This is a genomic window from Bacillus sp. 2B09, assembly GCF_003946835.1.
Taxonomy (GTDB): Bacteria; Bacillota; Bacilli; order Bacillales; family Bacillaceae; genus Bacillus; species Bacillus altitudinis.
Genome location: NZ_RPSG01000002.1, coordinates 158,206 through 181,883, shown reverse-complemented (window position 1 = coordinate 181,883; position 23,678 = coordinate 158,206). Strand labels below are relative to the sequence as shown.

28 protein-coding genes are annotated in these 23,678 nt (G+C 40.4%); 13 read left to right on the top strand and 15 right to left on the bottom strand.

The features are described from left to right. Positions 1–117: 117 nt before the first annotated feature. On the top strand, positions 118–963 hold the full coding sequence (locus tag EBQ12_RS05880) for an AraC family transcriptional regulator (RefSeq protein WP_007497828.1): 846 nt from the start codon (positions 118–120) through the stop codon (positions 961–963). 34 nt (positions 964–997) lie between these two features. Here EBQ12_RS05880 and EBQ12_RS05875 read toward each other — a convergent pair whose 3' ends face one another. Next, on the bottom strand, positions 998–1,255 hold the full coding sequence (locus EBQ12_RS05875) for a hypothetical protein (protein WP_008345502.1): 258 nt from the start codon (positions 1,253–1,255) through the stop codon (positions 998–1,000). Positions 1,256–1,281: 26 nt separating this feature from the next. Then, positions 1,282–1,665, bottom strand: a complete 384-nt coding sequence (locus EBQ12_RS05870) for a GtrA family protein (RefSeq protein WP_024719496.1) — start codon at positions 1,663–1,665, stop codon at positions 1,282–1,284. A gap of 458 nt (positions 1,666–2,123) precedes the next feature. On the opposite strand from EBQ12_RS05870, the gene EBQ12_RS05865 reads away from it, so the two are divergent. The 3 genes from EBQ12_RS05865 to EBQ12_RS05855 all read left to right on the top strand — a co-directional run bounded on the left by EBQ12_RS05865 (position 2,124) and on the right by EBQ12_RS05855 (position 3,913). Continuing rightward, entirely contained in the window at positions 2,124–2,264 is a 141-nt protein-coding gene (locus tag EBQ12_RS05865) for an anti-repressor SinI family protein (protein WP_008345506.1), read from the top strand. A 298-nt stretch (positions 2,265–2,562) separates the two neighbouring features. Beyond that, positions 2,563–3,252, top strand: coding sequence for a class I SAM-dependent methyltransferase (locus EBQ12_RS05860; protein WP_017368290.1), 690 nt, complete (start codon positions 2,563–2,565; stop codon positions 3,250–3,252). Next, complete coding sequence (locus tag EBQ12_RS05855) at positions 3,245–3,913, top strand: glycosyltransferase family protein (protein ID WP_125589349.1); 669 nt, start codon at positions 3,245–3,247, stop codon at positions 3,911–3,913. The genes EBQ12_RS05860 and EBQ12_RS05855 overlap by 8 nt, the downstream gene beginning before the upstream one ends. Before the next feature lie 341 nt (positions 3,914–4,254). Here EBQ12_RS05855 and EBQ12_RS05845 read toward each other — a convergent pair whose 3' ends face one another. Both EBQ12_RS05845 and EBQ12_RS05840 read right to left on the bottom strand, forming a co-directional pair. Continuing rightward, entirely contained in the window at positions 4,255–4,539 is a 285-nt protein-coding gene (locus EBQ12_RS05845) for a hypothetical protein (RefSeq protein ID WP_017360144.1), read from the bottom strand. Next, positions 4,529–5,656 (bottom strand): response regulator aspartate phosphatase, encoded by a 1,128-nt coding sequence (locus EBQ12_RS05840; RefSeq protein ID WP_125589345.1) that lies wholly within the window; start codon positions 5,654–5,656, stop codon positions 4,529–4,531. Before EBQ12_RS05840 ends, EBQ12_RS05845 begins: the two co-directional genes overlap by 11 nt. Before the next feature lie 728 nt (positions 5,657–6,384). On the opposite strand from EBQ12_RS05840, the gene EBQ12_RS05830 reads away from it, so the two are divergent. From EBQ12_RS05830 to EBQ12_RS05815, 4 genes are all read left to right on the top strand, one after another. Further along, complete coding sequence (locus tag EBQ12_RS05830) at positions 6,385–7,056, top strand: hypothetical protein (protein WP_048001151.1); 672 nt, start codon at positions 6,385–6,387, stop codon at positions 7,054–7,056. Positions 7,057–7,391: 335 nt separating this feature from the next. Continuing rightward, positions 7,392–7,706: a DUF485 domain-containing protein gene (locus EBQ12_RS05825; RefSeq protein ID WP_025208191.1), complete on the top strand. Its 315-nt coding sequence runs from the start codon at positions 7,392–7,394 to the stop codon at positions 7,704–7,706. Next, positions 7,703–9,241: a solute symporter family protein gene (locus tag EBQ12_RS05820; RefSeq protein WP_017360150.1), complete on the top strand. Its 1,539-nt coding sequence runs from the start codon at positions 7,703–7,705 to the stop codon at positions 9,239–9,241. The genes EBQ12_RS05825 and EBQ12_RS05820 overlap by 4 nt, the downstream gene beginning before the upstream one ends. Before the next feature lie 294 nt (positions 9,242–9,535). Beyond that, the gene (locus EBQ12_RS05815) at positions 9,536–9,874 is read left to right on the top strand and encodes a DUF4288 domain-containing protein (RefSeq protein ID WP_125589343.1); all 339 of its coding nucleotides are present in this window, start codon (positions 9,536–9,538) and stop codon (positions 9,872–9,874) included. A gap of 349 nt (positions 9,875–10,223) precedes the next feature. Here the strand turns inward: EBQ12_RS05815 and EBQ12_RS05810 are convergent, their stop codons facing one another. The 4 genes from EBQ12_RS05810 to cidR all read right to left on the bottom strand — a co-directional run bounded on the left by EBQ12_RS05810 (position 10,224) and on the right by cidR (position 13,318). After that, a complete protein-coding gene (locus EBQ12_RS05810) occupies positions 10,224–10,598 on the bottom strand; it encodes a nuclear transport factor 2 family protein (RefSeq protein ID WP_017368295.1) in 375 nt (124 codons plus the stop codon). Positions 10,599–10,912: 314 nt separating this feature from the next. Beyond that, positions 10,913–11,602, bottom strand: a complete 690-nt coding sequence (gene thiE / locus EBQ12_RS05800) for a thiamine phosphate synthase (protein WP_125589341.1) — start codon at positions 11,600–11,602, stop codon at positions 10,913–10,915. Beyond that, positions 11,589–12,413, bottom strand: a complete 825-nt coding sequence (thiM, locus tag EBQ12_RS05795; RefSeq protein WP_125589339.1) for a hydroxyethylthiazole kinase — start codon at positions 12,411–12,413, stop codon at positions 11,589–11,591. Before thiM ends, thiE begins: the two co-directional genes overlap by 14 nt. Before the next feature lie 17 nt (positions 12,414–12,430). Then, positions 12,431–13,318, bottom strand: coding sequence for a cidABC operon transcriptional activator CidR (gene cidR / locus EBQ12_RS05790; protein ID WP_008345526.1), 888 nt, complete (start codon positions 13,316–13,318; stop codon positions 12,431–12,433). Positions 13,319–13,483: 165 nt separating this feature from the next. Between cidR and EBQ12_RS05785 the strand changes: the two genes are divergently transcribed. Then, entirely contained in the window at positions 13,484–13,867 is a 384-nt protein-coding gene (locus tag EBQ12_RS05785; RefSeq protein WP_017368298.1) for a CidA/LrgA family holin-like protein, read from the top strand. After that, on the top strand, positions 13,861–14,541 hold the full coding sequence (locus tag EBQ12_RS05780) for a CidB/LrgB family autolysis modulator (protein ID WP_007497850.1): 681 nt from the start codon (positions 13,861–13,863) through the stop codon (positions 14,539–14,541). The genes EBQ12_RS05785 and EBQ12_RS05780 overlap by 7 nt, the downstream gene beginning before the upstream one ends. A 37-nt stretch (positions 14,542–14,578) precedes the next feature. Here the strand turns inward: EBQ12_RS05780 and EBQ12_RS05775 are convergent, their stop codons facing one another. Continuing rightward, complete coding sequence (locus EBQ12_RS05775; RefSeq protein WP_125589337.1) at positions 14,579–15,760, bottom strand: class I SAM-dependent rRNA methyltransferase; 1,182 nt, start codon at positions 15,758–15,760, stop codon at positions 14,579–14,581. Between the two features lie 117 nt (positions 15,761–15,877). On the opposite strand from EBQ12_RS05775, the gene EBQ12_RS05770 reads away from it, so the two are divergent. Beyond that, positions 15,878–16,261 carry a VOC family protein gene (locus EBQ12_RS05770; RefSeq protein WP_008345541.1) on the top strand — a complete coding sequence of 128 codons (384 nt, stop codon included), beginning with the start codon at positions 15,878–15,880 and terminating at the stop codon, positions 16,259–16,261. Between the two features lie 91 nt (positions 16,262–16,352). On the opposite strand, the gene EBQ12_RS05765 is transcribed toward EBQ12_RS05770, so the two are convergent. From EBQ12_RS05765 to EBQ12_RS05755, 3 genes are all read right to left on the bottom strand, one after another. Next, a complete protein-coding gene (locus EBQ12_RS05765; RefSeq protein ID WP_025208197.1) occupies positions 16,353–17,081 on the bottom strand; it encodes an amino acid ABC transporter ATP-binding protein in 729 nt (242 codons plus the stop codon). Then, positions 17,078–17,722, bottom strand: a complete 645-nt coding sequence (locus tag EBQ12_RS05760) for an amino acid ABC transporter permease (RefSeq protein ID WP_039165129.1) — start codon at positions 17,720–17,722, stop codon at positions 17,078–17,080. The genes EBQ12_RS05765 and EBQ12_RS05760 overlap by 4 nt, the downstream gene beginning before the upstream one ends. Positions 17,723–17,792: 70 nt before the next feature. After that, complete coding sequence (locus EBQ12_RS05755; protein WP_007497862.1) at positions 17,793–18,557, bottom strand: transporter substrate-binding domain-containing protein; 765 nt, start codon at positions 18,555–18,557, stop codon at positions 17,793–17,795. Between the two features lie 529 nt (positions 18,558–19,086). On the opposite strand from EBQ12_RS05755, the gene EBQ12_RS05745 reads away from it, so the two are divergent. Both EBQ12_RS05745 and EBQ12_RS19315 read left to right on the top strand, forming a co-directional pair. Then, complete coding sequence (locus EBQ12_RS05745; RefSeq protein WP_058337081.1) at positions 19,087–20,172, top strand: response regulator aspartate phosphatase; 1,086 nt, start codon at positions 19,087–19,089, stop codon at positions 20,170–20,172. Positions 20,173–20,191: 19 nt separating this feature from the next. Continuing rightward, positions 20,192–20,341, top strand: coding sequence for a hypothetical protein (locus EBQ12_RS19315; protein WP_017368302.1), 150 nt, complete (start codon positions 20,192–20,194; stop codon positions 20,339–20,341). 50 nt (positions 20,342–20,391) lie between these two features. Here the strand turns inward: EBQ12_RS19315 and ywaC are convergent, their stop codons facing one another. The 3 genes from ywaC to EBQ12_RS05730 form a co-directional block, all read right to left on the bottom strand. Further along, positions 20,392–21,024, bottom strand: coding sequence for a GTP pyrophosphokinase YwaC (gene ywaC / locus EBQ12_RS05740; RefSeq protein WP_007497867.1), 633 nt, complete (start codon positions 21,022–21,024; stop codon positions 20,392–20,394). A gap of 93 nt (positions 21,025–21,117) precedes the next feature. After that, on the bottom strand, positions 21,118–22,131 hold the full coding sequence (locus EBQ12_RS05735) for an ABC transporter permease (protein WP_017368303.1): 1,014 nt from the start codon (positions 22,129–22,131) through the stop codon (positions 21,118–21,120). Next, entirely contained in the window at positions 22,128–23,624 is a 1,497-nt protein-coding gene (locus EBQ12_RS05730; RefSeq protein ID WP_125589335.1) for a sugar ABC transporter ATP-binding protein, read from the bottom strand. Before EBQ12_RS05730 ends, EBQ12_RS05735 begins: the two co-directional genes overlap by 4 nt. Between the last annotated feature and the right edge of the window lie 54 nt (positions 23,625–23,678).

Genomic DNA, 23,678 nt, shown 5'->3' with positions numbered 1-23,678 from the left:
TAAAAAAATCGTTAAAAAATACCCTTTTTTTGCTGTGAATGGTACGATGTGATATGAGGTGTAACATGATTCAAAATAGAAAAAGGTTGTTTTTTGCTGTGAAGGAGGGTTTCCAATTTGAAGAAGGAAGCATTTGCATTTCGTTTTCACCATTCTGATGTGACATTGCCGGCCCAAATCTGGTCTGTTGGCTGGGAAGTTCAATCATCTTCGTTATACAGCTGGAATGGCGTAGAGCGGAAGGATCAGGGCAAGTGCATCTTTCAGCTCACACTGTCTGGACACGGCATGATTGAAATCGGACAGAAACGATTCAAAGTATTGCCTGGACAGGCCTTTCTGGTGAAAAGCCCCAGTGCTTATCAATACTATTTTCCAGAAGACAGTGAACATTGGGAATTTCTCTATTTAACACTTTATGGGGAAGCCTGTGACCTTTGCTTTGATCAATTTATCGATCAAGGAAAGCAGGTCATGCGTTTTCATCCGAATTCCAAACCGATCCGCCTGCTAAAGAAGATTTATGATGAAGCCAGTGAAAGACGGATTACCAATCCATTTGAGGGGTCTAGCCTTGCTTATCAATTTGTCATGGAACTGTATTCATATTTGCCAAAGCTTGAGGGACAAATGGAGAAATGGCCTGAGCCCATCGTCCAAGCGGCCTTATTTGCAAGCCACCATTTTCACGAGGAGATTGGGCCTGACGATATGGCAGCTGCGGCACGTTTATCCAAAAGTCATTTTACGAGGGAATTCAAAAAGGCCACTGGCTTCACACCGATTCATTATTTAACCAATATTCGTTTAGAAAAGGCGGAAACGTTACTGAAAACAACGAAATACTCGATTGAAGAAATCGCCATACAGTGCGGCTACCGAAACGCGAATTACTTGAATAAAGTCTTTCGAAAGAAAATCGGCATGTCTCCAAAGCAACTCCGGGAAACAAGCGATGCATAATAAAAAGCAGCCGCTTTTCAATTGGCTGCTTCTTTTACGCTTTCGTCAGGTCAACACGAATTCTCCCTTGTCTTAAAACAATGGTCATTTGCGTATCAGGGGTCATTAAATTTTCTAAAATGTCCGTTGCTGTTTGAAGCGCAATGTCCATTCGGTTGATCTTTTCCTTTTCTTGCTCAGAAAATGCTTCTGGATGTGCGGTCATTTCCTTGACTAGCCTCAACACTTGTTCATGCTGCTTTTCTGTTTGTTGATATATGGCATCATATAATTCGTCTGGCCTGCTGCTCATTTCACATCACCTATCTTTTTCATGTGTTAAATCGCATCTTCTTTTGTTTTCTTGAAGACGAACCATTTACTGGCGACATAATTGACCACGACAATCACAAAGTTAACAAGAATTTTTGCGACGGTTTCGTTGAGCGCCATTTGGCTCACAAATAAAATCATCAACCCCAGATCTACACCTAGAGACATGAGACGGACACTAAAAAATGAAGAAAGCTCACGCATCAGGCTTTTTGTGTCACGAGCCTTTTGCTTGAAGACATACTTCTTATTGGTGATATAAGCAAAGAGCACAGCAAATACCCATGAAACAACCGTTGCTGTTTTGTAATCCATAGAAAACATCTCAACGAATAAATAGAAGCTGACTATGTTGACAATGGTTGTACACACACCCATGATCAGATACATGACAACTTCTTGATACTTTTGAAAAAGGCTATACATGTCTTTCTTCATTCCTTCTTGGTGAATTCTGTTTCTTTTAGAATACCATCTTAAGAAGAACTTCCCAAACGAACAATATGTGCGTCCTGTAAAGATGAACTTTGTTCTCGCTGATGACATATGTCAACCTTATGGGTTTATATGAGTCAAATGATTTAGGTCTTTATCATTATTTTAATTTATAATCTTTTAACTGACTTTACAATTGTTTATTATGAGAAGTAAGAATTCAATATTTATGGGTTTTTTAGTCATTTTTTTAGGGACGTGGTAGGTGATAGATTTTACAAAATAGGTTAAATGTCATCATTTTTCGACAAAAATCTATTTTTGTACTCCATTCACATACACGTACAGTTACTAGACGGTTTGTTCAAGTCATTGGTTGCAGATGAATATGTCTTATTGAACTGGAGGATATTATGGATACGCAAGTGAAAAGAAGAGTTGACGAAGAGTGGGTTTATTTGATTCAAGAAGCGAAAAAAATTGGACTAGGCATCGAGGAAATACAAGCTTTTTTAACATCCAACGGTGATCAGAAGATGATAAACAAACCGTAATCAACGCCGTTATCCTTTGTCTTTCAGATTGCTTTGGCTAAAGTTCTAACCTGTCAATTGACCTTTTAAACATCCTTTCATGACGATACGCTACAATAATTGAACACCTCATCATACCAATCCCTTCCACTCAATGGGGTTCTGTCTTTCTATTTTTAGGAGGACAGTCCGTTCCCTGTTCTTTATATGACCCCTTTTTAGCTGTCATTCATGAAAATTGCCCATTTTCGTTATAAAACCAAGCTCCCCACCCATATATTAAGCATAAGACACAAGAAAGAAGAAAGGTGGGTGGCGCGTGAGTTCAGATTCCCTATCTTATTATCATCAAAAGAAGGATCAATATTATCACGGTGTGAACCCTGTGATTGTCCATCGTATTCGCAAGGAATGGACGTCTATCTTGGATATCGGATGCGGCACAGGCCAGCTTGGAAAAGTCTTAAAACAACAAGACCGTACCATATATGGAATTGAATCTTTTGAAGATGCAGCAAAGCAGGCTGAGAAAGCGCTGGATCATGTTTTATGCGGCAATATTGAACAGATGGCGCTGCCTTATCAGCATGAACAATTTGACTGCATCATTTTCGGAGATGTTCTTGAACATTTATTGGACCCTTGGGCCGTTTTAAAAAAGGTCAAACCTTTTCTGAAAAAGGAAGGGGTCATCTTGTCTTCCATTCCGAATATTGGTCATATTTCAACGGTTTTAGAATTACTGGCTGGGAGATTCTCTTATACAGATGCAGGATTAATGGATCAAACACATTTACGCTTCTTTACCCTTCACGAAATTCATGCCCTCTTTCAGTCAGCCGGGTTTCATGTTCGTGAGCTTGAAACCATTCGTGTACAACACCCTTCCTATACGGGCGTCATGAATGATCTACATGAATTACTCGTAAAACATGGCATCCGTTTTGATTTTAACGAGGCAGCGACAGCCTATCAATACGTGGTTGAGGCGGTTCAACTCAATGAGTAGCCCCACCATCTTATTTGTTTTATGTGTAAATGATGAGTCGATGTTTCAAGCTTGCTTCCGGCAGCTCGCTTCACTTCCTGCTCCGCACGGGTATCATGTAGAGGTTTTGCCCATTAGACATGCATCAAGTATGGCCTCTGCATACAATGAAGCTCTCGCTCATCCTGCACAGTTTAAAATTTATCTTCATCAAGATACACTCATCGTCAAACAGCATATGCTTCTCGAGCTGATTCCACTTTTCTTGCAAAATCCGTCACTTGGCATGCTTGGGGTAATAGGTGCAGAAAGTGTGCCAGACAATGGAATCTGGTGGGAGAGCCATGATTGCAGAGGGAAAGTCATTGAATATCGGCACGACACCTATCAGCTACTGACGTTTGAATCTGGTCATCCACAGACAGAGCCCCAAGGTTATATCAAAGCTTCTGCTATTGACGGTCTTTTTATGGCAACACAATATGATATCAAGTGGCGTGAGGATCTTTTAGACGGCTTTCATTTTTATGATGTGTCACAGTCTTTTGAGTTTGCACAGCAGGGATATGAGGTTGGGATTGCAAGGCAAGTGGAGCCCTGGTGTATTCACAAATGCGGAGATCATTTTGATGCAGAAGCATATGAAAAAGCAAGACAAACATTTCTTGCGCATTATCGGTAGAAAGCACCCTTTTCGGGTGCCCAGAATGTAGAGAAACTCATGTTTTTCTACATTCTTTTTTATTTTCCACGTCATGATGTTAGGTGAGAATGAATGAAAAGGCTTTCCACACATGTCTTGAAATGGCCTTTTGGTGCTTTTGAGATCTTGTGCAGCTTTCAAGAAAAGGACACGGAGCACATGCTTTCGGATCTGATTTGTAGAACCGATAACCACTCCGATCCGTTATTGTATATGCTTTTCTCTATTATAAAATGGAGAGATGTAAGTTTTAATGGGGACAATTAGGCTGTCGAGATTTCCTCGACAGCCTGACAGACCCTAAAGATCTGTTTGATTCATCAAGTAGATAATCTAGAATCACGGGTTCCAAAACGAACATCAGGATTTTCACTAGAACGGGTTCCGTTCCTCACAGCAAAATCGTTATCTTGTTGAGATAAAGTTATAAGAGGAAAATCCTCAGTAGTAACGCTACTGCCTGTAGCATTTCTTACAGTCAGATCAGTGGATTCTGGAGAAGTAGCATTTCTTGAATTCACATCAAAATCGACAGATGATAATGAGATCACACCTAGCAATGCTGAAGCACTCAAAAAACCAGTAAGAACCGTTTTAAAATTCATATGAACAGTCGCCCCTTTGGATTTGTTTTCGGGCGTACATCACTTTTTCATACATTTTTACAGATTCATCCATACGCCCATTCTCATTATAGTACCGAGCCGCTTCGAGCGCTAGGTCTTCCATGTATGGATAACCCCTCTCATTCTCTAATTTTTCCAATGAGCTCAAGACTTCACTTAGGTTTGCTGTTTTTAAAAATAAAATGTCCAATACCATCAGTAACGATAAAAATAGATCATTTTTTCTATTCTTCGCTTCTTCCAAGCCTCTTTTGAAAAATCTTTCACCCTCAATAAATTCCTTTTGACTCAAATGAAATAACGATAATTCATAATAAACCAAAAGCAACTCTGTAGCATTAATAGGCTCTCCTTCTAGAATCACCTGATTAAAATAAGCTAGTGACCTATTAAAATCACCTAATCCTTTAAAACAACACCCAATATTAAATAATGACTTCACAATCATTGACTTATTAGACATTGCCTTAGATTTTTCTAAAGCTGACAATAAATGAGGAAGCGCCTTTTCTCTGCATTCAAAATCAATGAAATTACCTGCCATAACAGTTAGACAATTAATTTCTCGAATCATATAAAGAGAATTGCTCTTATGTGCCTTATAAGTATCATAAGAAAGACCAACGTAATACATAGACACGTGTGTCTGTTTCATGTGATAAAACACTTCTGATAATTTATAATAAAATTCCGCTCTCTCTAACTCATCCCCTACTTGCTCTAGGCGCTTTTCCGCGCGCTTATAGAACACAATAGCTCTAATAAACTCTCCTTTTTTGAATTCATACATCCCTTGAAAAAAATTAAAATAGTATTCAAGAATGGCTGACATCTTCTTTCCTTGTCCTTCTACAGCTTTCAAGTAATCCGATTTTTCAAGTGGTTCTTTAGAAGGCTGCACATAGTCTGTCATCAATTGATGACGGAACTCCATCAACTGAAAATAAAGAACCGCCTGTTCATCTTCTTCCATGACATCGATTTCTTTTCTAACCTCTTCTCTTAGCTTCTGAGCCTCTTTAACATTGAATCTTTTTATTTGCTTATACCATTCATTTATCTTGATCGCTACAACTGGAGACGGTATAGAAGCCATTTACAATCCCCCTAGAAAACCAATTTTTAATAAATGTTAGCATAACAACTCCTAATAAAACCCTATTTATCCATTGATTTGTAAAATTTTCGGCATAGCGCAAGCATTTTTTAAGCAAGTAGGGCACAAGACATATCGATTTTTATACGTAATCGCAGTGGTGTTTTTGTATTTTAAGTAACAAAAAACAGGCTCTTCAGCCTGTTCTTTATTATCCAGTAATGACCATATTGATGAATGGGACACTCAATAAAAAGAAAACAACAGCAAAATAACAAGCACCATTTAACATCATCAATACTGATATTACCGTCATCATACATTCGCCTCCCATATAAAAGAACCTAAATTGCGGTCACCGCAACCCAAAAAGAAATTTTCCAATGAATTCCCAAATTCAAACCGATCAATGATAGGATGAAAACATGTCAAAAAAGGAGGGAGTACTATGAATTATTATGCTGTTGTATTTTTTTACGCCGCCACTTAATAAAAGCCACTGAAAACACAAGAAGTAAAATCGCAATAAGCTTGAAAATAAAGCGAGTGAAGAAAGTAGCATCTTCGAACTCCGTTGCAAAGATACAAGCCCCTATGATTATCCCGATCATGCCTACTACCCAATTCCAAAACACATCAATCACTCCTCAATTAACTTTTTTTAAAAGAAAAGCATTTTTTATCCATATGTTTATTATTGCACAAAAAACAAGGGGGAAATATCCAAAATGAAAAAGTTCATAATCGGGCTTTTAGGCATGACGCTATTTTTAACAGTTCCATTACAAACCGTAGCCGCAGTAACCCTAGAACCTCAAGGAATTAAAGAATCTTATCAAACTGAAATTGAAGGCAAACTACATACTTTCAATTCTGTAGTTAAAGGCAGCACTCAAACAATAACGATTGATAATGGTGAACAAATAGATACCGTCTCTTTTGATCGGGCAACAGAAGAACTTCGTATCAACAATGAACTAGTAGACATTAAAGAATTTAAAGAAGCTGGACCAGAATTATTAAGTGAAGACGGCGAATTTAACACAAAATCAAACAAAGATTATCAATGGAGACTTGTAAAAACCTATAAAAACAAATTCAACGTTACTCTTGCTATTGTCGTTCTTGTGACAACAACAATTTTGGCATTACCGACAGGGACCGGTGCTGTAGCTGGCGCAGTCTTGACACTAAAAGTAATAGCCATACTCGCTACAACAGTAACTACAGCTTCAGGATCAACCGGTCAAAAAGTCTTTCATTACACATTCAAAACATACTACAGCCCGAAAAATGGATACTGGAACAACAAATTTGTCTTATCTGTCTACAAAGATTCCAAGCGTAAAAAGCATGTTAAAACAGTTTCACATACGACACGTCTTGGGAAAAAATATTAAAAGAGAAGCAGGCTCCATCAGCCTGCTTCTCTACATGTTTATGTAATGTAATTCTTGATATTAATATGCCAACGCATTATGACCTCAAATGTTTCATTTGCTAAATCGAATCTACAGACCATGTGACAATGGATATCATAGAGTTTTTTTCTTTGATCTTATATTTGATTTCCAGCTTCTTGTGTTTATTTTCATTTTCCCAATATTTATATCCACAATTGATCAGGCTAAACACCCTTTTCGGGTGCCTTTTTTATGATATACTGTCATAAACAACCAGATCGTCTCATATGCATTGGAGTACCTTGTCCCTAATTCGTACAAAGGAGGAAACAATGGCAGACAAAAACGTTCATTATAAGAAGGTTGCCGCTTCAAAGGATTTTCGAAAACTTCTTGAGGAAAAACGCAGATTTATCGTACCGATGACGATTTTCTTTTTTCTCTTTTACTTTTCACTTCCGGTTGCTACATCCTACTTCACCTTTTTGAACACGCCAGCAATTGGAGCGATCACGTGGGCTTGGTTATTTGCCCTCACGCAATTTGTGATGACATGGGTTTTATGTGGGCTTTATGCAAAAAAAGCAGCTCAGTTCGACAAATATGTAAGCGCTTTAAAAACCGAATCTAGAGGTGATGACGAATGAGTATGACCGCTTTTATTTTATTCATAGCGATCGTAGGGCTCACATTGGTCATCACGTATTTTGCTGCGAAAAAAACAAGCAATGCGAGTGATTTTTACACCGCAGGCGGCGGACTGACTGGATTTCAAAATGGCCTTGCCATCGCCGGGGACTATATGTCTGCTGCTTCATTTTTAGGGATCGCCGGCATGATCGCCTTAAATGGATTTGACGGCTTTTTCTATAGTATTGGCTTTCTTGTAGCGTATCTTGTCGTCCTTTATGTCGTGGCTGAACCGCTTCGAAATCTAGGAAAATATACGATGGCTGATATGATTGCTGCACGATTTAAGCGTCCTGCCATTCGAGGGGTAGCCGCATTTAACACAATCACAGTCTCGACTTTTTATATGATTGCACAGCTTGTTGGGGCAGGTGCATTAATCAAACTGCTTCTTGGCATTGATTACTGGATTGCGGTGCTGATCGTAGGTGTCTTGATGACCATTTATGTCGTGTTTGGCGGCATGATCGCAACCAGCTGGGTACAGATCACGAAAGCTGTGCTTCTCATGCTGGGCACGCTGATTATTTCGCTGCTTGTGTTTGCCAAGTTTGATTTTAGCCTGCTGAAGATGTTTGAGCAGATGAAAACAGCGACCCCGCTTGGTGGGGCATTTCTTCACCCGGGAAATAAATATGATGTGCCTTTAGAGACCCTGTCTCTGAACCTTGCCCTTGTGCTAGGAACAGCAGGTTTGCCGCACATTTTGATCCGTTTTTATACAGTAAAGGATGCCATTTCTGCGCGTAAATCTGTTCTATCCGCTACATGGATTATCGGGATTTTTTATTTAATGACGGTTTTCCTCGGCTTCGGTGCCGCTGCTTTTGTCGGAACAGATGCAATTACGGCAGCCGATGCAGCAGGAAACATGGCAGCGCCACTGCTTGCACAGGCACTGGGGGGAGATTTATTATTTGCCTTTGTTTCCGCTATTGCCTTTGCGACTATACTGGCAGTGGTCACCGGTCTCGTTTTATCCGCCGCGTCTGCCTTTGCTCATGACTTTTATAGCCAGATTATCCGCAAAGGAAAAGCGAGTGAACGTGAACAGGTGAAGGCGGCACGCTTTGCTTCTATCGGCGTGGCCATCCTTTCCATCATTCTTGCATTATTTGCGCAATCTTTAAACGTCGCTTTTCTTGTATCACTTGCCTTCGCAGTGGCAGCAAGTGCGAATTTACCGTTGATTATCTTCACTGTCTTTTGGAAACGATTTAACTCAACAGGTGCTATCGCAGGAAGCTTAACAGGCCTTCTGAGCGCACTCCTGATCGTGTCACTCAGCCCAAGCGTCTGGGACCCATCAGGGGCAGCCATTTTCACAGGAGAACCGCTTATCCCACTATCGAACCCTGGGATTATCTCGATCCCGCTCGGATTCCTTGCGGCTTACTTAGGCACCATTTTCTCCTCTGAAAAAGCAGATGAAGACACCTTTACAGAAATTCAGGTAAAAGCACACACAGGTATGCATATGGATACAGATTGATGAGAAAAAGCCGGCTGCTCTGCCGGCTTTTTCAGTGCTTGCTATTTCAAAACTGTACTCAATATGGGATAAATTGGCCTTTTAATCTCTCTTTATATCTTTCTAACTTGTCACATTTCCTCAACGTGATCAACGAACAGCATGTGATGACGATCAGCAGAATTTCATGAACTTCTCCTCTGTTATCAATGATTCTTTTCAACCCTATTACCCCCATAGACTTCTCTTGTTATTCCTATGTTATCATTTTAAACACATACTGGAAATTCACCCCACAAGGAAGAAGTGAAACATATGCATAAATTGTACTCAGCAAAATTATTATTTGAATCTAGCTCCTCACCAAAGGTGAGACCGGATAAAATCTTTGAGGAACGAATCATTTTAGTGAGAGCAAAAAACAATCGAAAAGTGAAACAAATCGTCAAAGACCATTTTCCAGATGAGACATTTGAAAATGGAGATTATGGACAAACAACCACAAAACTAGTAGCCGTACTAGATATCTTTGAGCTAGTTGAAAACTTAGACGAAGGTCCCCTGCATTTAAGCGAAGTGTACAGCCGATATCTTCTTTTTGATCACGAAACATCTGCTAAAGAAGTGATTGACGCTTATTCGTTAGACAAATAAAAGAAGTCTAAGCTACCAGTGTGTGAACTCAAATTGCTATACAGTTAGATAAGAGGGATAAGCGCGCTAATAATGGTTGGTAGATATATATTAGGAGGAATGTTGTGAAGAGTATGATCAAGTATGCAGTGATGCTTTTATTTATGAGTGTATTTTTCTATTATTACAATATGTTTGTACCTAAAAATGTTCTGTACATTTTCATTGCATTTCCATTTTGTTTTGTTGCTATAAGTTTGATTGATAAGCTATTTACGGATAAATAAATCTAATAATAAGCAAGCCTCATGCTTGCTTATTATCTCATACTGTCTAATTAGAGGGGGATAATATCTGCTCTGCCGGCTTTTTAATATCGCTGGAATAACTCTGGATTTTTCGGGACGTTTTCTAAATAAACGATCTTTCCTTGATCATCCAGCTCCGCAATATCAATGCCTTCTGCTGTATATACACGACCGTCTGTTAACTTTCCGCAAACAGCCCAGTTTGTTTCATACTTCCCATCTTCACGTTTCACCCAGCCATCCCACATATGCTTAATGTCTTCATGTACGTGGAAAAATGTGTTCAAAAACTGTGTGAACGATTGGATGCCAGGCTTTTCAGCACCATTTAAGACAATCATGACATCATCTGAAAACAATGCCAACAATTCATTCATTTGCTCTTGCCCTTTTCCCGCTTCATCATATCGACGAAAATACGTATCGAGCACTTCCATCATTCATTCTCCTTTATTTACCTGTCATTTCGAAAACAATCGAACAATTAGATTGTACACAATTGTATCTCTTCTGTCTATTTTTCACGTAGATAAGAAAAGATATGGATGAGTTAATCCATGTCTCAGATTGTTGACAAAGGGCTAAAATGAACTTTATTTTAGCCCTTTGTCTTCTTTTCAGCGTGATAGAAAACCTTTGAAGTCTAGGAAGGACAGCTACTTTCACGGAGCGAATTTGACATTCGTGAGTACCAGCGCACAGGACTGACACCGAATGCGAGGGTTTGTCTACACGCTGAGACATGGATGAGTTAATCCATGTCTTTTACAGATGAAAGAGCTGCTTTCTCTGACTCGACAAGAGATGTTAGTTCTTCCGCAACTTTTTTCGGATCAGCGCTTTGGCTAATGGCGCTGATGATGCTAATGCCATCGGCTCCCGCTTGGATGACTGGTGCCGCATTTTCATACGTGATCCCGCCGATGCCCACAATAGGAATGTGAAGACCGTGTTGACGTACTTCGTTGATTAAAGAAACACCCTGGACACTGCGTGTATCCTTTTTTGTTTCTGTAGGATAGACTGGACCCATCCCAACGTAGTCTGCCCCGTCCTTCATCGCTTGCCTCACTTCATCTAGATTGTGCGTGGACACGCCTAATATTTTATTCCCGATTCTTTGCCGTACATCTTGTGCAAGTGTATCTTCCTGCCCAACATGGACACCATCTGCATCAAGATCGATTGCAAGCTGTACATCATCATTTACGATAAAGGGGATATTCGCTTCTTGGCAAAGTGCTTGAATCTGTTGAGCGATTTTTTTCTTTTCTTCACCTTGCAGAGCACCTTCACCCTTTTCACGAAACTGAAACATCGTGATCCCGCCTTGAATGGCCTCTTTCACCACATCAAGTGGATGCCGGCTTGTATTCGCTGTTCCCATAATAAAATAAACCGATAATTGCTGTTTGATTAGCTGCTGATCAACCTTCGTCATGCAAAACTCCCCCTATTTTCCCTAACGTGATCACATCTTGACCATTTGTATTGGATAGCGCATTTAACAATTCGATTTGAAAGGTGCCTGGCCCTTTCTCTTCTGTCTGCTGAGCTGCCATTTCTGCAGCGACACCATAAAACAGCAGAGCTGATGCCGACGCATGAATGGGCCGTTCCCCTGTTGCACAAAATGCCCCTATGACAGAGGTGAGTAAACAGCCAGTCCCTGTCACCTTGGTTAACCATTCGTGTCCATTATGAATAGATAGAACCTCTTCTCCATCTGACACGACATCCACTTTTCCCGTAATCGCCACAACGGTTTGAAGGGCTTTTGCCGCCTGCTTTGCTAAAGACGATACATCTCCATTTGCCCCTTTTGCATCAATCCCTTTTGACTGCCAGCCATTCACTCCAATTAAATGAGCTATTTCAGCAGCATTCCCTCTGACAACAGTGATGTCCACTTGCTGTAACAGCTGTTTCGCCGCACTCGTCCGAAACGTTGTCGCACCAACACCAACAGGATCTAATAGAACCGGTACACCTTTTTCATTGGCCGCTTGTCCAGCAATGACCATTGCCTCCACTGTATCCTTTGTTAGTGTGCCGATATTCAGCACAAGTGCATCCGCTAATTGCGCCATTTCTGCCACTTCTTCTTTGGCGTTTGCCATGACTGGAGAAGCACCTAAAGCAAGCAGTCCATTCGCTGTAAAGTTCGTCACAACTTGGTTGGTGATATTATGGACAAGCGGATTTTCCGCTCGAACCTTTTCCAAAAGATGAGACACGCAGCTTAATTTCATCTGTATCGTCCTCCCTTTTACTCTGCATCCCACACATAGGATTTTGTATGCTTTAACCATTCTCTTGCAGCAAAGGACAAGTAGCGGTCCTTTCGCCAAATGACACCCAAATGCCACGGAATAGACGGATTTAAGGAAATGATCCTCACTTTATCAGGATCTAGATCACGGCAAATCCGTTCAGGCAGAAGCCCGATTCCAAGGTTCTCAGCAACCATTTCACTGATGAAATCCCATTGTGACGTTTCATAAATAACGTTCGGCCTGAATCCAGCATTCATACATTCATTTAAGATTCGGCTGTGCAGAACGAAATCTTCTCGAAAGAAAATAAAAGACTCTTCCTTTAAATCAGCCAAATGAACCTCATCACGACCTGCCATCGGATGTGATGGATGGGTGACAAGCTTCATATTCTCTTTAATGATGGTGTATGTATGAAAAATTTTATCATTTGCAGGCAGAACAATGACACCAATATCTAATGATCCATCCTCTACCCCTTCCTCTACTTTAATGGAGCCGTGCTCCACCAATTGAAAGGTGACATCTGGATACTGCTGGCGGAATTCTCCCATCACATTTGGGAAAAAGCTTGATCCAATCATGGGCGGCAGTCCTATTCGGATATGTCCTTTTTTCACATTCATTAAATCATTTAATTCACTCGTTAAATTCTGAAAGGATTGTGTGATTTCACTCGCCTGTGTATACATGGTTTGTCCAGCATCTGTCATTTCAACCTGTCTGCCATTACGGTAAAACAACTGCACACCTAGCTCATCCTCCAGATTTTTGACCATCTTGGAAATGGTCGGCTGCGACACATAGAGCGATTGCGATGCTTTCGTAAAACTCTTTAACCGTGCCACTTCTAAGAAATATGTTAAATGTCTGATGTCCACATGGTTCACCCTTTCTATAGACAAAAGGAATACTAACTATTCGATATATGTATTTTACCTATAATAGAACGTGCTGTACACTTTAAAGTAAGCTCACCGATTAGAACGTTGTGTTGTTTTTGTGAAACAGTGAACAATTTATATAGAAAAAGGAGTGAACAGAAAGTGCAATTGCTCAAAACGTCGCTGATTGCTACCCTTCAGATTATGGCTTTATTTGCTTTTGCGAAATTGATGAATGTGCTGGCGGCCTTTTTGCATTTAAGAATTCCGGGCACGATCTTAGGCATTCTTGTCATTTTCTTATTACTTCATTTTAACATCATTAAATTAAAATGGATTGAACTTGGCGCCGTATGGCTGCTCGGAGAACTGCTGCTCTTCTTTATCCCTTCAGCAGTAGGTGTGATTGATTACGGAACATTACTTTCTCAATCTGGCACAAGTATTGTCCTTGTGGTTTTACTTAGTACCTTTGTGGTCATGCTCTCGACTGGCATAATGACGCAGATGATTGCGAAAAGAAAGGAGCGAAAAAAGCTATGTTAGTTGGTGGACTATTTTTGATCCTAACCATTCTGATCTATCTCGGATCAAAAGCGGTTTATAAACGTCATCCGAAAGTCTATGTCTCCCCTTTACTTGTAACACCGGTTGTTCTTGTGGTCTTGTTGTTAATCGTGAACATTCCTTACGATGCTTACAATCAAGGCGGAAAATGGCTGACAAATATGCTTCAACCTGCGACTGTGGCATTTGCCATTCCTTTATATAAGTATTTTCACATTCTGAAGAAGCATGCAGTAGAAATTATTTTAAATGTGGCTTGCGGTTCTATCGTTGCGATTTTATCAACAGCGTTTATCGCCAAATTGTTTCATTTGGATACGAGTCTGATCGAGAGCCTCGTCCCAAGATCCGTCACAACACCTGTTGCAATGAGTGTGTCTGAGATGATTGGCGGGATGCCGTCCGTTACGGCTGTATTCGTCATTTTAACAGCATTATTTGGCTCAATCATTGGACCATTGGTTATCCGTTATTTCCGTATTGATAATGACATTGCAATGGGCGTTCTGCTTGGTACAGGAGCACATGGTGCAGGCACATCGAAGGCCTTTGAACTGAGCTCGGTCTCAGGCACGATCTCAAGTGTGTCCATGATCATTTCGGCCATTATTACATTATGTGCAGCGCCTATCCTGATGTCGTTTGCCCTATAGAAAAAGCCATTTCCCCTTATCGGAAAATGGCTTTTTCTTATGCTTGGATGAAGACAACCTTTAAATAGTTCCCCTCAGGATAATTTTTCGTTGTACGGAAGTCCTCAGGAAGTGAATATTCCTCAAGAATACGATACGTTTTCCCAGATTCTTTAAAGGCCTGTGCAATAAATCCTTTAAACTTTTTCATCCCAAATGCACTGCTATTGGTTGACGCCACAATGACGCCGTTCTCAGCTGTGATCTGGATGGCTTCTTTTAATAGTTTCTTATAATCCTTCGCTGCACTGAATGTGTGTTTCTTCGTTCGTGCAAAGGAGGGTGGGTCCAAGATCACGACATCATAGCTCCAGCCTTTTTTCGCCGCAAACGGGAAATATTTAAAGACATCCATGACTTTGATATCCTGCCCGTCTACATCAATGCCATTCACTTCAAACTGCTCAGATGTTTTTTTCAAACTGCGGTTTGCAACATCTACACTTGTCGTACGGCTTGCCCCGCCAAGCGCTGCTGCTACAGAGAAAGCGCCGGTATAAGAGAACGTATTAAGGACGGTCTTTCCTTTTGCATAGCGGTCTCGAATTGCTTTTCGCACATGACGCTGATCAAGGAAAATACCTGTCATCGCACCATCATTTAGATAAACCGCCACGTTCATCCCATTTTCTTTGACGATAAGAGGAAATTCACCTTTCTCCCCTTTTACAAAATCGTCATCTTCGATATATTGTCCAGACGTATCAAATCGTTTCTTTTCATAAATGCCTTTATAGTCAGGGTACACCTGCTCAATCGCAGCCAATACATCTTCTTTTAATGTATAAACACCTTCGCTATACCATTGGATGAGATAGAATCCATCATAATAATCAATCGTGATTCCACCAATTCCATCCCCTTCTCCATTGAACACACGGAAAGCCGTCGTCTGTGCATCACGAAATAGATGAGTTCTGCTTTTGGATGCCTGTTCAAGTTTAGAAACAAAAAAGGCCTGATCTATTTTTTCGTTAGCGTCAAAGGAAAGTACCCAACCGATGCCTTTATTTTGCACACCATAATATCCTTTCCCTAAAAAAGAGCCTCTTTCATCTACCCATTCAATGAGTTCGCCTTCCTGTACACCATTCACACGCGACACAGCATCTTTTGAAATAAGCGGATATCCCTTTTTCACTTGTTCTGCAAATGTTTGTTTTAATGAGATTTTTTTCATTTGTGTCATCCTTATCCTAAATTGACTCTCTCTATCCTACCATATGAATGTATACGTTACTTCTATTATGATAAGATGAGGAGAAAAATATCAACTCGACATAGAGGAGGCTCTTTTTTGACAACATTACGCTTAGATCATACAGGGATTATGGTGACAAATATTGATCAGTCCATTGATTTTTATGAAAAAGTGGTGGGCATGAAATTAAAGGATCGCATCACTCATACAAACGGAGTCATTGAACTTGCCTTTCTTGGCTTTAAAGACGAAGCAGAAACGGAAATCGAACTCATTCAAGGGTATAGCAGTGACCTTCCATCTGAAGGAAAGGTCCACCATCTCGCCTTCACAACAGATAATATCCACGCGGAATTCAACCGTATTCAAAAGCTGCAAATTGAGCTAATAGATGAAGAAATCACAACATTGCCCAATGGCTATTGCTACTTCTTTTTCCGAGGGCCAGACCAAGAGTGGATTGAGTTCTTCCAACGATAATATTTCCTAGGAAATGCATGTGAATCGGTATATTCATTCTCGTCACAAAAGAAAAAGAGTAAGAGCATGTGTACCTGCTCTTACTCTTTTTTTATAGCACCTTACTAAGAAATGATTTGGTACGCTCATGCTGCGGGTTTCCAAAGAGTGCTTCTGGTTTGTCTTCTTCGACGATATATCCGCCATCCATAAAGATCACGCGATCTCCCACTTCTCTTGCAAAGCCCATTTCATGTGTGACGACAATCATCGTCATTCCTTCGACTGCTAATTGTTTCATAACAGCTAATACATCCCCAACGACCTCAGGGTCAAGAGCAGATGTCGGCTCATCGAATAAGAGCACTTTCGGGTCCATCGCCAAGGCTCTTGCAATGGCAACACGCTGTTTTTGTCCACCAGATAATTGGTTAGGGTAACTTTTGGCCTTGTCTTTCAAGCCGACCTTTTCAAGCAAGTCTAATGCTTTATCGACTGCGGCTTTCTTCTCCATCCCTTTTACTTTCACCGGTGCGATCGTGATATTTTCTAACACGGTTTTATGAGGAAATAAATTAAAGTGCTGAAATACCATACCAACTTCTTGTCGTACTTTATTGATATTCACTTTTGGGTCTGTAATCGTATGTCCGTGGACAACAACTTCCCCAGCCGTAATATCCTCTAATTTATTGAGACATCTTAGGAATGTGCTTTTCCCTGATCCTGAAGGACCAATGACACATACAACCTCTTTTTCCTCGATGACTGCATTAATATCCTTTAAAACTTCGTTGTCACCAAAGGATTTCTTTAAGTTTTTCACCGTAATCATACTCATTTCACATCAAATCTCCTTTCTGCGTAGCTAGCCAGTAGAGAAAGTAAATAAATGATCACGAAATAAATGACACCGACAATGAGCCAGACATTCAAAGGATCAAAGGTAGCAGATGCTTGAACTTGTCCCCGCTGCATGATATCAGCAATACCGATAATCGATAAGAGAGAGGTGTCCTTCAAACTGATGATGGCTTGGTTAGTAATGGCTGGAAGCATACGGCGAAATGCCTGTGGAAGGACGATAAAGCGCATGTTTTGTCCACCTGTGAATCCTAAAGAGCGTGCGGCTTCAGTTTGTCCTTTATCGATGGACTGAATCCCTGCACGAATAATTTCTGAGAAATAAGCTCCTGCGTTAATCGCTACTGTAATAATCCCTGCCGGCACTCGGTCAAGTGAAATGAATTCAAGTGTATTTAGCCCAAAATAAATGAAGAATAGCTGTACGATAAATGGCGTACCTCGAATGGCATTGACAAAAATGAGTGAAATAAAGTTCAAGATTTTAAATGGTGACAGGCGGAATAGCGCCACAATCAACCCGATGATAAAACCTAAAATGATAGCAACAACAAAGATATATAAAGTGGTTTGCAAACCCTCCATTAAATACGGAAATGCATTAACAATCGTATCCATGTTTCTCCCTCCCTAATTCACATACGGTTGACACATAAAGAAAGCGCGCTCTGAGCGCGCCTCGCTTGTGTTATGACTTCAAATATTTCTCAATAATTTTGTCATATTCACCGTTTTTCTTTAGGTTTTCCAGCCCTTTATTGATTTTCTTCAATAAGTCTTGGTTTTTCCCCTTCATCACTGAGATCCCGTATTGGTCTCCATTCAAGCGATCTCCAACTGTTTTCAATTTCAAGTCTTGCTGTGCGATCGCATACGTAATGACAGGATAATCCTCAATTAAAGCATCTGCATTTCCATTAGATACTTCTTGGAACATAGATGGACTGTCATTGAATTGAACTACTTCATACCCATATTTGTCTGCGTTATCTGTTGCAAATTTTGCACCTGTTGTCCCATTTTTAACAGCTAGCTTTTTCCCCTTTAAATCATCAATTGATTTGATGCTGCTGTCCTTTTTCACAACAACTGTCAGACCAGCGTCGAAGTATGGATCTGAGAAATCCACTTTCTTTTTACGCTCATCTGTAATACTCATACCACCCATTCCAACATCAAGCTGACCTGCTTGCATCGCTGGAATAATCCCTGAGAAATCCATTGCTTCAAGCTTCACTTTGAAGTCTTGGTCTTTCGCAATGGCGTTAATTAAATCAACGTCTATTCCCACAGTTTTACCGCCCTTTTCAAATTCAAATGGCGGATATGTTACATCTATCCCGATTTTATATGTGCCTTTGCCTTCTCCCGAACCGCTGTCTGATTTTGAACCACAGGCTGCCATGACGAGCACAACAATTAGTCCCATGATCAGTAACATCGATTTCTTCATAAAACACGACCCCCAATTGTCAGTTTTGTCTAAATATTCGCAACAACAATCTTACTATACCACGCTAAAGCTATACTGTGTGATATTTTTTATCAATACCAAAGATCCATACAATTCTAGATCGATAGTCTCTTTAAATTTTACTTTTTTGCGAATAACTCATTTTATTCTGAAAGAAGCATGTTTCACAATATTCATGTGATATAATCTCACAAAAAACCGAGAACACTCCTTTATAAATAACACTTCTTTCTCACCTATGAAAAAACCCTCTTTCACTGTCTCTCTTCCTCTATTGATATCCTGATATATTTTTTTCAATATCCTCTTTTTACCTAAAAAAATGTAAGCGTATACAATCCGATCGTTACTCCCTATTTTTTTCACTACTGGTTGAATTTACATCAAAAAACATGTTTTACAAATTGAGATAGACCGCTTAAAATATAAGAAGATACTTAATATGGAAAGATGATTCAGACAAATAAGAATCAGCAGAAATGAATAGGTGAAGAAAGGAGGATACCAATTGGCAGAAACAGGTGTTTTGTCATCCGTTGATGTAGCAAATATGCTAAATGACTGGTATGTCTTGATGAAAAAAAGAGACATACAAGAAGCAATACAGCTAAAAGAAGAGATTCTTCAAGCATTTGATCGAATGGAAGAGAATCAAGACGTCTTACTCTACTATCAACTTTTAGAATACCGTTTCAAAGATTTAGTCGAAGATACAGCTTCGTTAGATCACAGTCTTTTTGTAGATGAAAATGCGATTCGTACAGATGATATGCTCAGCTACTATTTCTATTTCTTTAAAGGCATGTATGAAATGCGCAGAGGGAATCAAGATACAGCATTTCACCATTTGAAATTGGCCGAGGATAAATTAGATCTCGTACATGATGACATTGAAAAGGCAGAATTCCATTATAAAACAGGATGTCTATACTATAATATAAGATCCACACTTCTCTCCATCCACCACTTAAAAAAGGCTTCGTCTATTTACGACGCAGATCCATGTTATGTGAAAAAATCAATCAGCTGTCAAATGATGCTTGCTCTGAATTATGCGGATCAATCGAAATATGAAGAGGCAGAAGCTTTGTTCGGACAGGTGATTCACTCACTCGAACAGATGGAGGATCCAGATTTACTTGGTCACGCGTATTGCAATGCAGCCTTTATTAAAAGTCTAAGAAATGAATACAGTGAAGCTGTACCGCTCCTAGAAAAGGCTTTATTGATTGAGGCATTCGAAACTTCTTCTCCAGGCGGCTATTTACTGGCCTTGTATGCCTACACGAAAGCGCTGTTTAAGCTGAAAAAGCCTGGTTTGTTCCACTATTATGTACAGCTTTCACTTCAAAAAGCAGAAAATTTAAAACAACGAAACATTTCACTTAAATTATCCATTTTAGAAACATTGATGCTCCAGCCAGACAACATGATTGAGCAGATCATTTCTTATTGTGACCAATTAGAATCTATGAATTTCCTTGTTGATCTTGAGGCTATCTGTCAGGATGTAGCCGCCTACTTAACTGAAAATGGTCTTCCGAAAGAAGCGATGTATTTTCAGAACAAGGCATTGTCATTCAAAACTTGTTAAGAAGATGGAGTGATGTATGATGAAAAAATGGCTGATCTCAAGTGCGATTTTTGCGCTCTTGTTCACAGGTGTTTGGATTGGCACTTCTACACAAAAAGGCAGCCCGTCCGCACAATCGCAAGATGACGGTACGATCATTCAAAAGAGAGATCGAGGCACCAACCCTTAATAAGACTGAAAAGAGTAGCTGTCATTCAAAACAGCTACTCTTTTTATTGGTTAATCAATTTCTCGTTTGATATTTTGCATTTTTTCATCTAAGTAGTGAGCGATATCTGCCGCTTCCTTTAGTTCATCGGTGAGCTGATGAGGAACATCGTTTTGCAGTTTATAATAGATTTTATGTTCGAGACTCGCCCAGAAATCCATCGCAATGGTCCGCACCTGAATTTCAACCTTCACATGCTCCACACGATTCGTTAAGTAAACAGGAATCTCAACAATTAAATGAAGACTTCGATAGCCATTTGGTTTCGGATGCTGAATGTAATCCTTCACTTCAAGAATCTTTAAATCCTCTCTTTGCCTCAAAACATCAATAATGTTATAGATATCTTGAATAAACGAACAAATGATGCGGACACCAGCGATATCATGTATGTACTCCTTGGCACATTGTGTGGTGATGTCACATCCTTTTCTCGCTAGTTTATTCACGATGCTTTCAAAGGATTTGATCCGTGATTTTGTATGCTCTATTGGGTTGTGTCCATGGATTAAATTATATTCCTGACTAATAATCGAAAACTTTGTATCCATTTCATCTAATGCAAATTTATATACTAATAATTCATTTTTCCAGTCTTCCATGACACTTTTCAAATCTTCTACATGAGTTGCTGACATATTCATTCTTTTTGTCATCTCCTTTTGGCAAACAGCTGTTACACTGCTTTCCGTTTACTAGACGGAGAGAGGACACAAATGGTTTTAAAAAAATACATCTTAGCCCCGTTGTTTGTAATAAGTCAGCGCGAGTGCCAGTGCAAGCACAGATCCTTTCACGATATCCATTGCATAATACGGGACAGACATCATCACAAGTCCATTTTGCAAAATACCGATGAGCACCGCACCAATAAATGTACCGAATGCGTTTGGTTTACCTGCTCCCATGACTGAAAAACCAATAAAAGCAGCAGCTACCCCATCCATTAAATATGGCGTTCCTGCGTTAATTTCTGCTGTCATCACCCTTGATGCCAGCACGATACCACCGATCGCCGCAAATAAGGCAGACAACAGATATGCTGCGATTTTGTATTTGTTCACATGAATACCAGATAATCGAGCGGCTTCTTTATTTCCACCGATGATATACATCAATCGCCCATGCTTTGTGTAAGTCATAAAAACATGGGCAAAAAGCACAATGGCCGCCATAATCAAAATGATATAGGGGACCTGCCCAATCTTGCTGAAAAAGGCAGGGATGGTGCCAGTTGAAAAAGTGCCATCAGGCAGCACCATATTTTCAGAAATGGTCGCACCTTTCGTATAGGTTTGTGCGAGCCCTTGAATGATAAACATCATGGCTAGTGTCATGAGCATATCTGGAATCTTCATTTTGACAATCATCCAAGCATTCAGCAAACCGACAATAAGAGAAGCCGCCAGCGCAGAAAGGATCGCAATGAGTGGGTTTTGCGAGAACCATACAAACATGGAGATCACAATTGCATTTGATAACGTAGCAACTGAGCCTACAGATAAATCAAAGCCGTTCACTGCTAGGGAGATCGTCAGCCCTACCGCAATGATGGTTACAATCGAGATCGATCGTAAAATGTTGATGATATTTCCTGACTGTAAAAATGCCGGATTGGCTGCCGCAAAGACAACAATCAATACGACAATCGTTAAGATGGTGCCATATTGATAAAAGAAATCAAACAGATGAAAGGATGGCCGCTGTTTCTTGATTTGTTGAACTGGGGCTGAAACTTGTCGTTCACTCATGATTGTCCTCCTGTTGAATGATATAAAAGCTCTTCTTCAGTCATTGGTGCCGTCATTTCCCGGGCAATGCTGCCATCATATAAGACGTATACTCGGTCGGCAATTCCTGCAATTTCTGAAAGCTCACTTGAAACATAAATCACCGCTTTTCCTCTTGCAGCTAGTTCTGCAATGAGGGAGAAAATGTCCTTTTTGGCTCCAACGTCTACACCTTTGGTTGGTTCATCAAAGAGATAGACATCCGCCTCAGCCAACAGCCATTTCCCAATCGCAATCTTTTGTTGATTTCCACCGGATAGATGCTTCACCTTCGCTTCAAGAGAAGGTGTCTTGACGCCAAGCCGCTTGACGATTCCATCTGCTGCCTTCCGTTCCTTAGAACGATGTAAGAAGCTGAACGGCCGTGTAAACGAACGTAGACTTGCAGCTGTTACGTTCCATCCAACAGTTTCTTCTGTTAGAATCCCTTCTTTTCTCCGTTCTTCAGGCACAAGGGCAATACCCGCTCTCACAGCGTGATGAGGCGACTTGATATGAATGGTTTGACCATGCAGCTGCACAGTGCCTGACTTTTTTTCTGAGGCGCCGAATAGGGCTTTGCACAATTCTGTTTTACCAGCACCGACTAATCCTGCAATCCCGAGAATTTCTCCTTTTTTCACATGAAGATGAATGTTGTTTAATTTATGCTGGTCATGCAACTCTTTCACGTCAAGCACAATCGGTGCATCCTCTAGCGGTGTACGGAATGGGAATTGATCCTCTAATGGCGCGCCAAGCATTTCTTCAATGACCTGCTTTGGATCAGTTTCTTTAATGAGGTGCGCCGCCACATCGGTTCCATTCTTCATCACAGTCAGTTCATCACAGATGTTGAAAATTTCTGGCATGCGATGCGAAATAAAAATGATGCCTGTGCCGTTCTTTTTCAATTGATGAATCATTGAGAATAGCTTACTTGTTTCTGCATGGCTAAGTGGAGCGGTTGGTTCATCTAAAATTAAAATGCTGCATTTGATCGACACAGCCTTGGCAATGAGCACCATTTGTTTTTCTGCCAGTGTCAAATCACTCACAAGACGCTTCGTTGAGATGTCAATGTCCATCTCTTGTAACAGCTGTGCTGCCTTGCGGTGAATCTCTTTCCAACGGACGAATGGTTTTTTCTCAATTTCATGAATCATCATATTTTCGCCAACACTTAAATATGGCACTAGAGCTGTATCCACTTCTTGATGGACGGTCTGCACACCGTATGAGGCCGCATCCTTCGGTGTATGAATGGTCGCCGCCTCGCCATTGATGTGGATGGTTCCTTCAAAATGTGAATGAGCACCAGAGAGAACTTTCATTAACGTTGACTTCCCAGCGCCGTTCGCCCCAATCAGGGCATGGACTGTGCCTTTTTTTAATGTGAAATTTGCTTGATCTAACGCTTTGACTCCTGGGAATTCAATCGAAATGTTTTTCATATGAACAAGCGGCGTTGTCATAGGTGTCCTCCTTCTCTCCTGATCGTCAATTGAAAAACGAAACACCCTCTATGA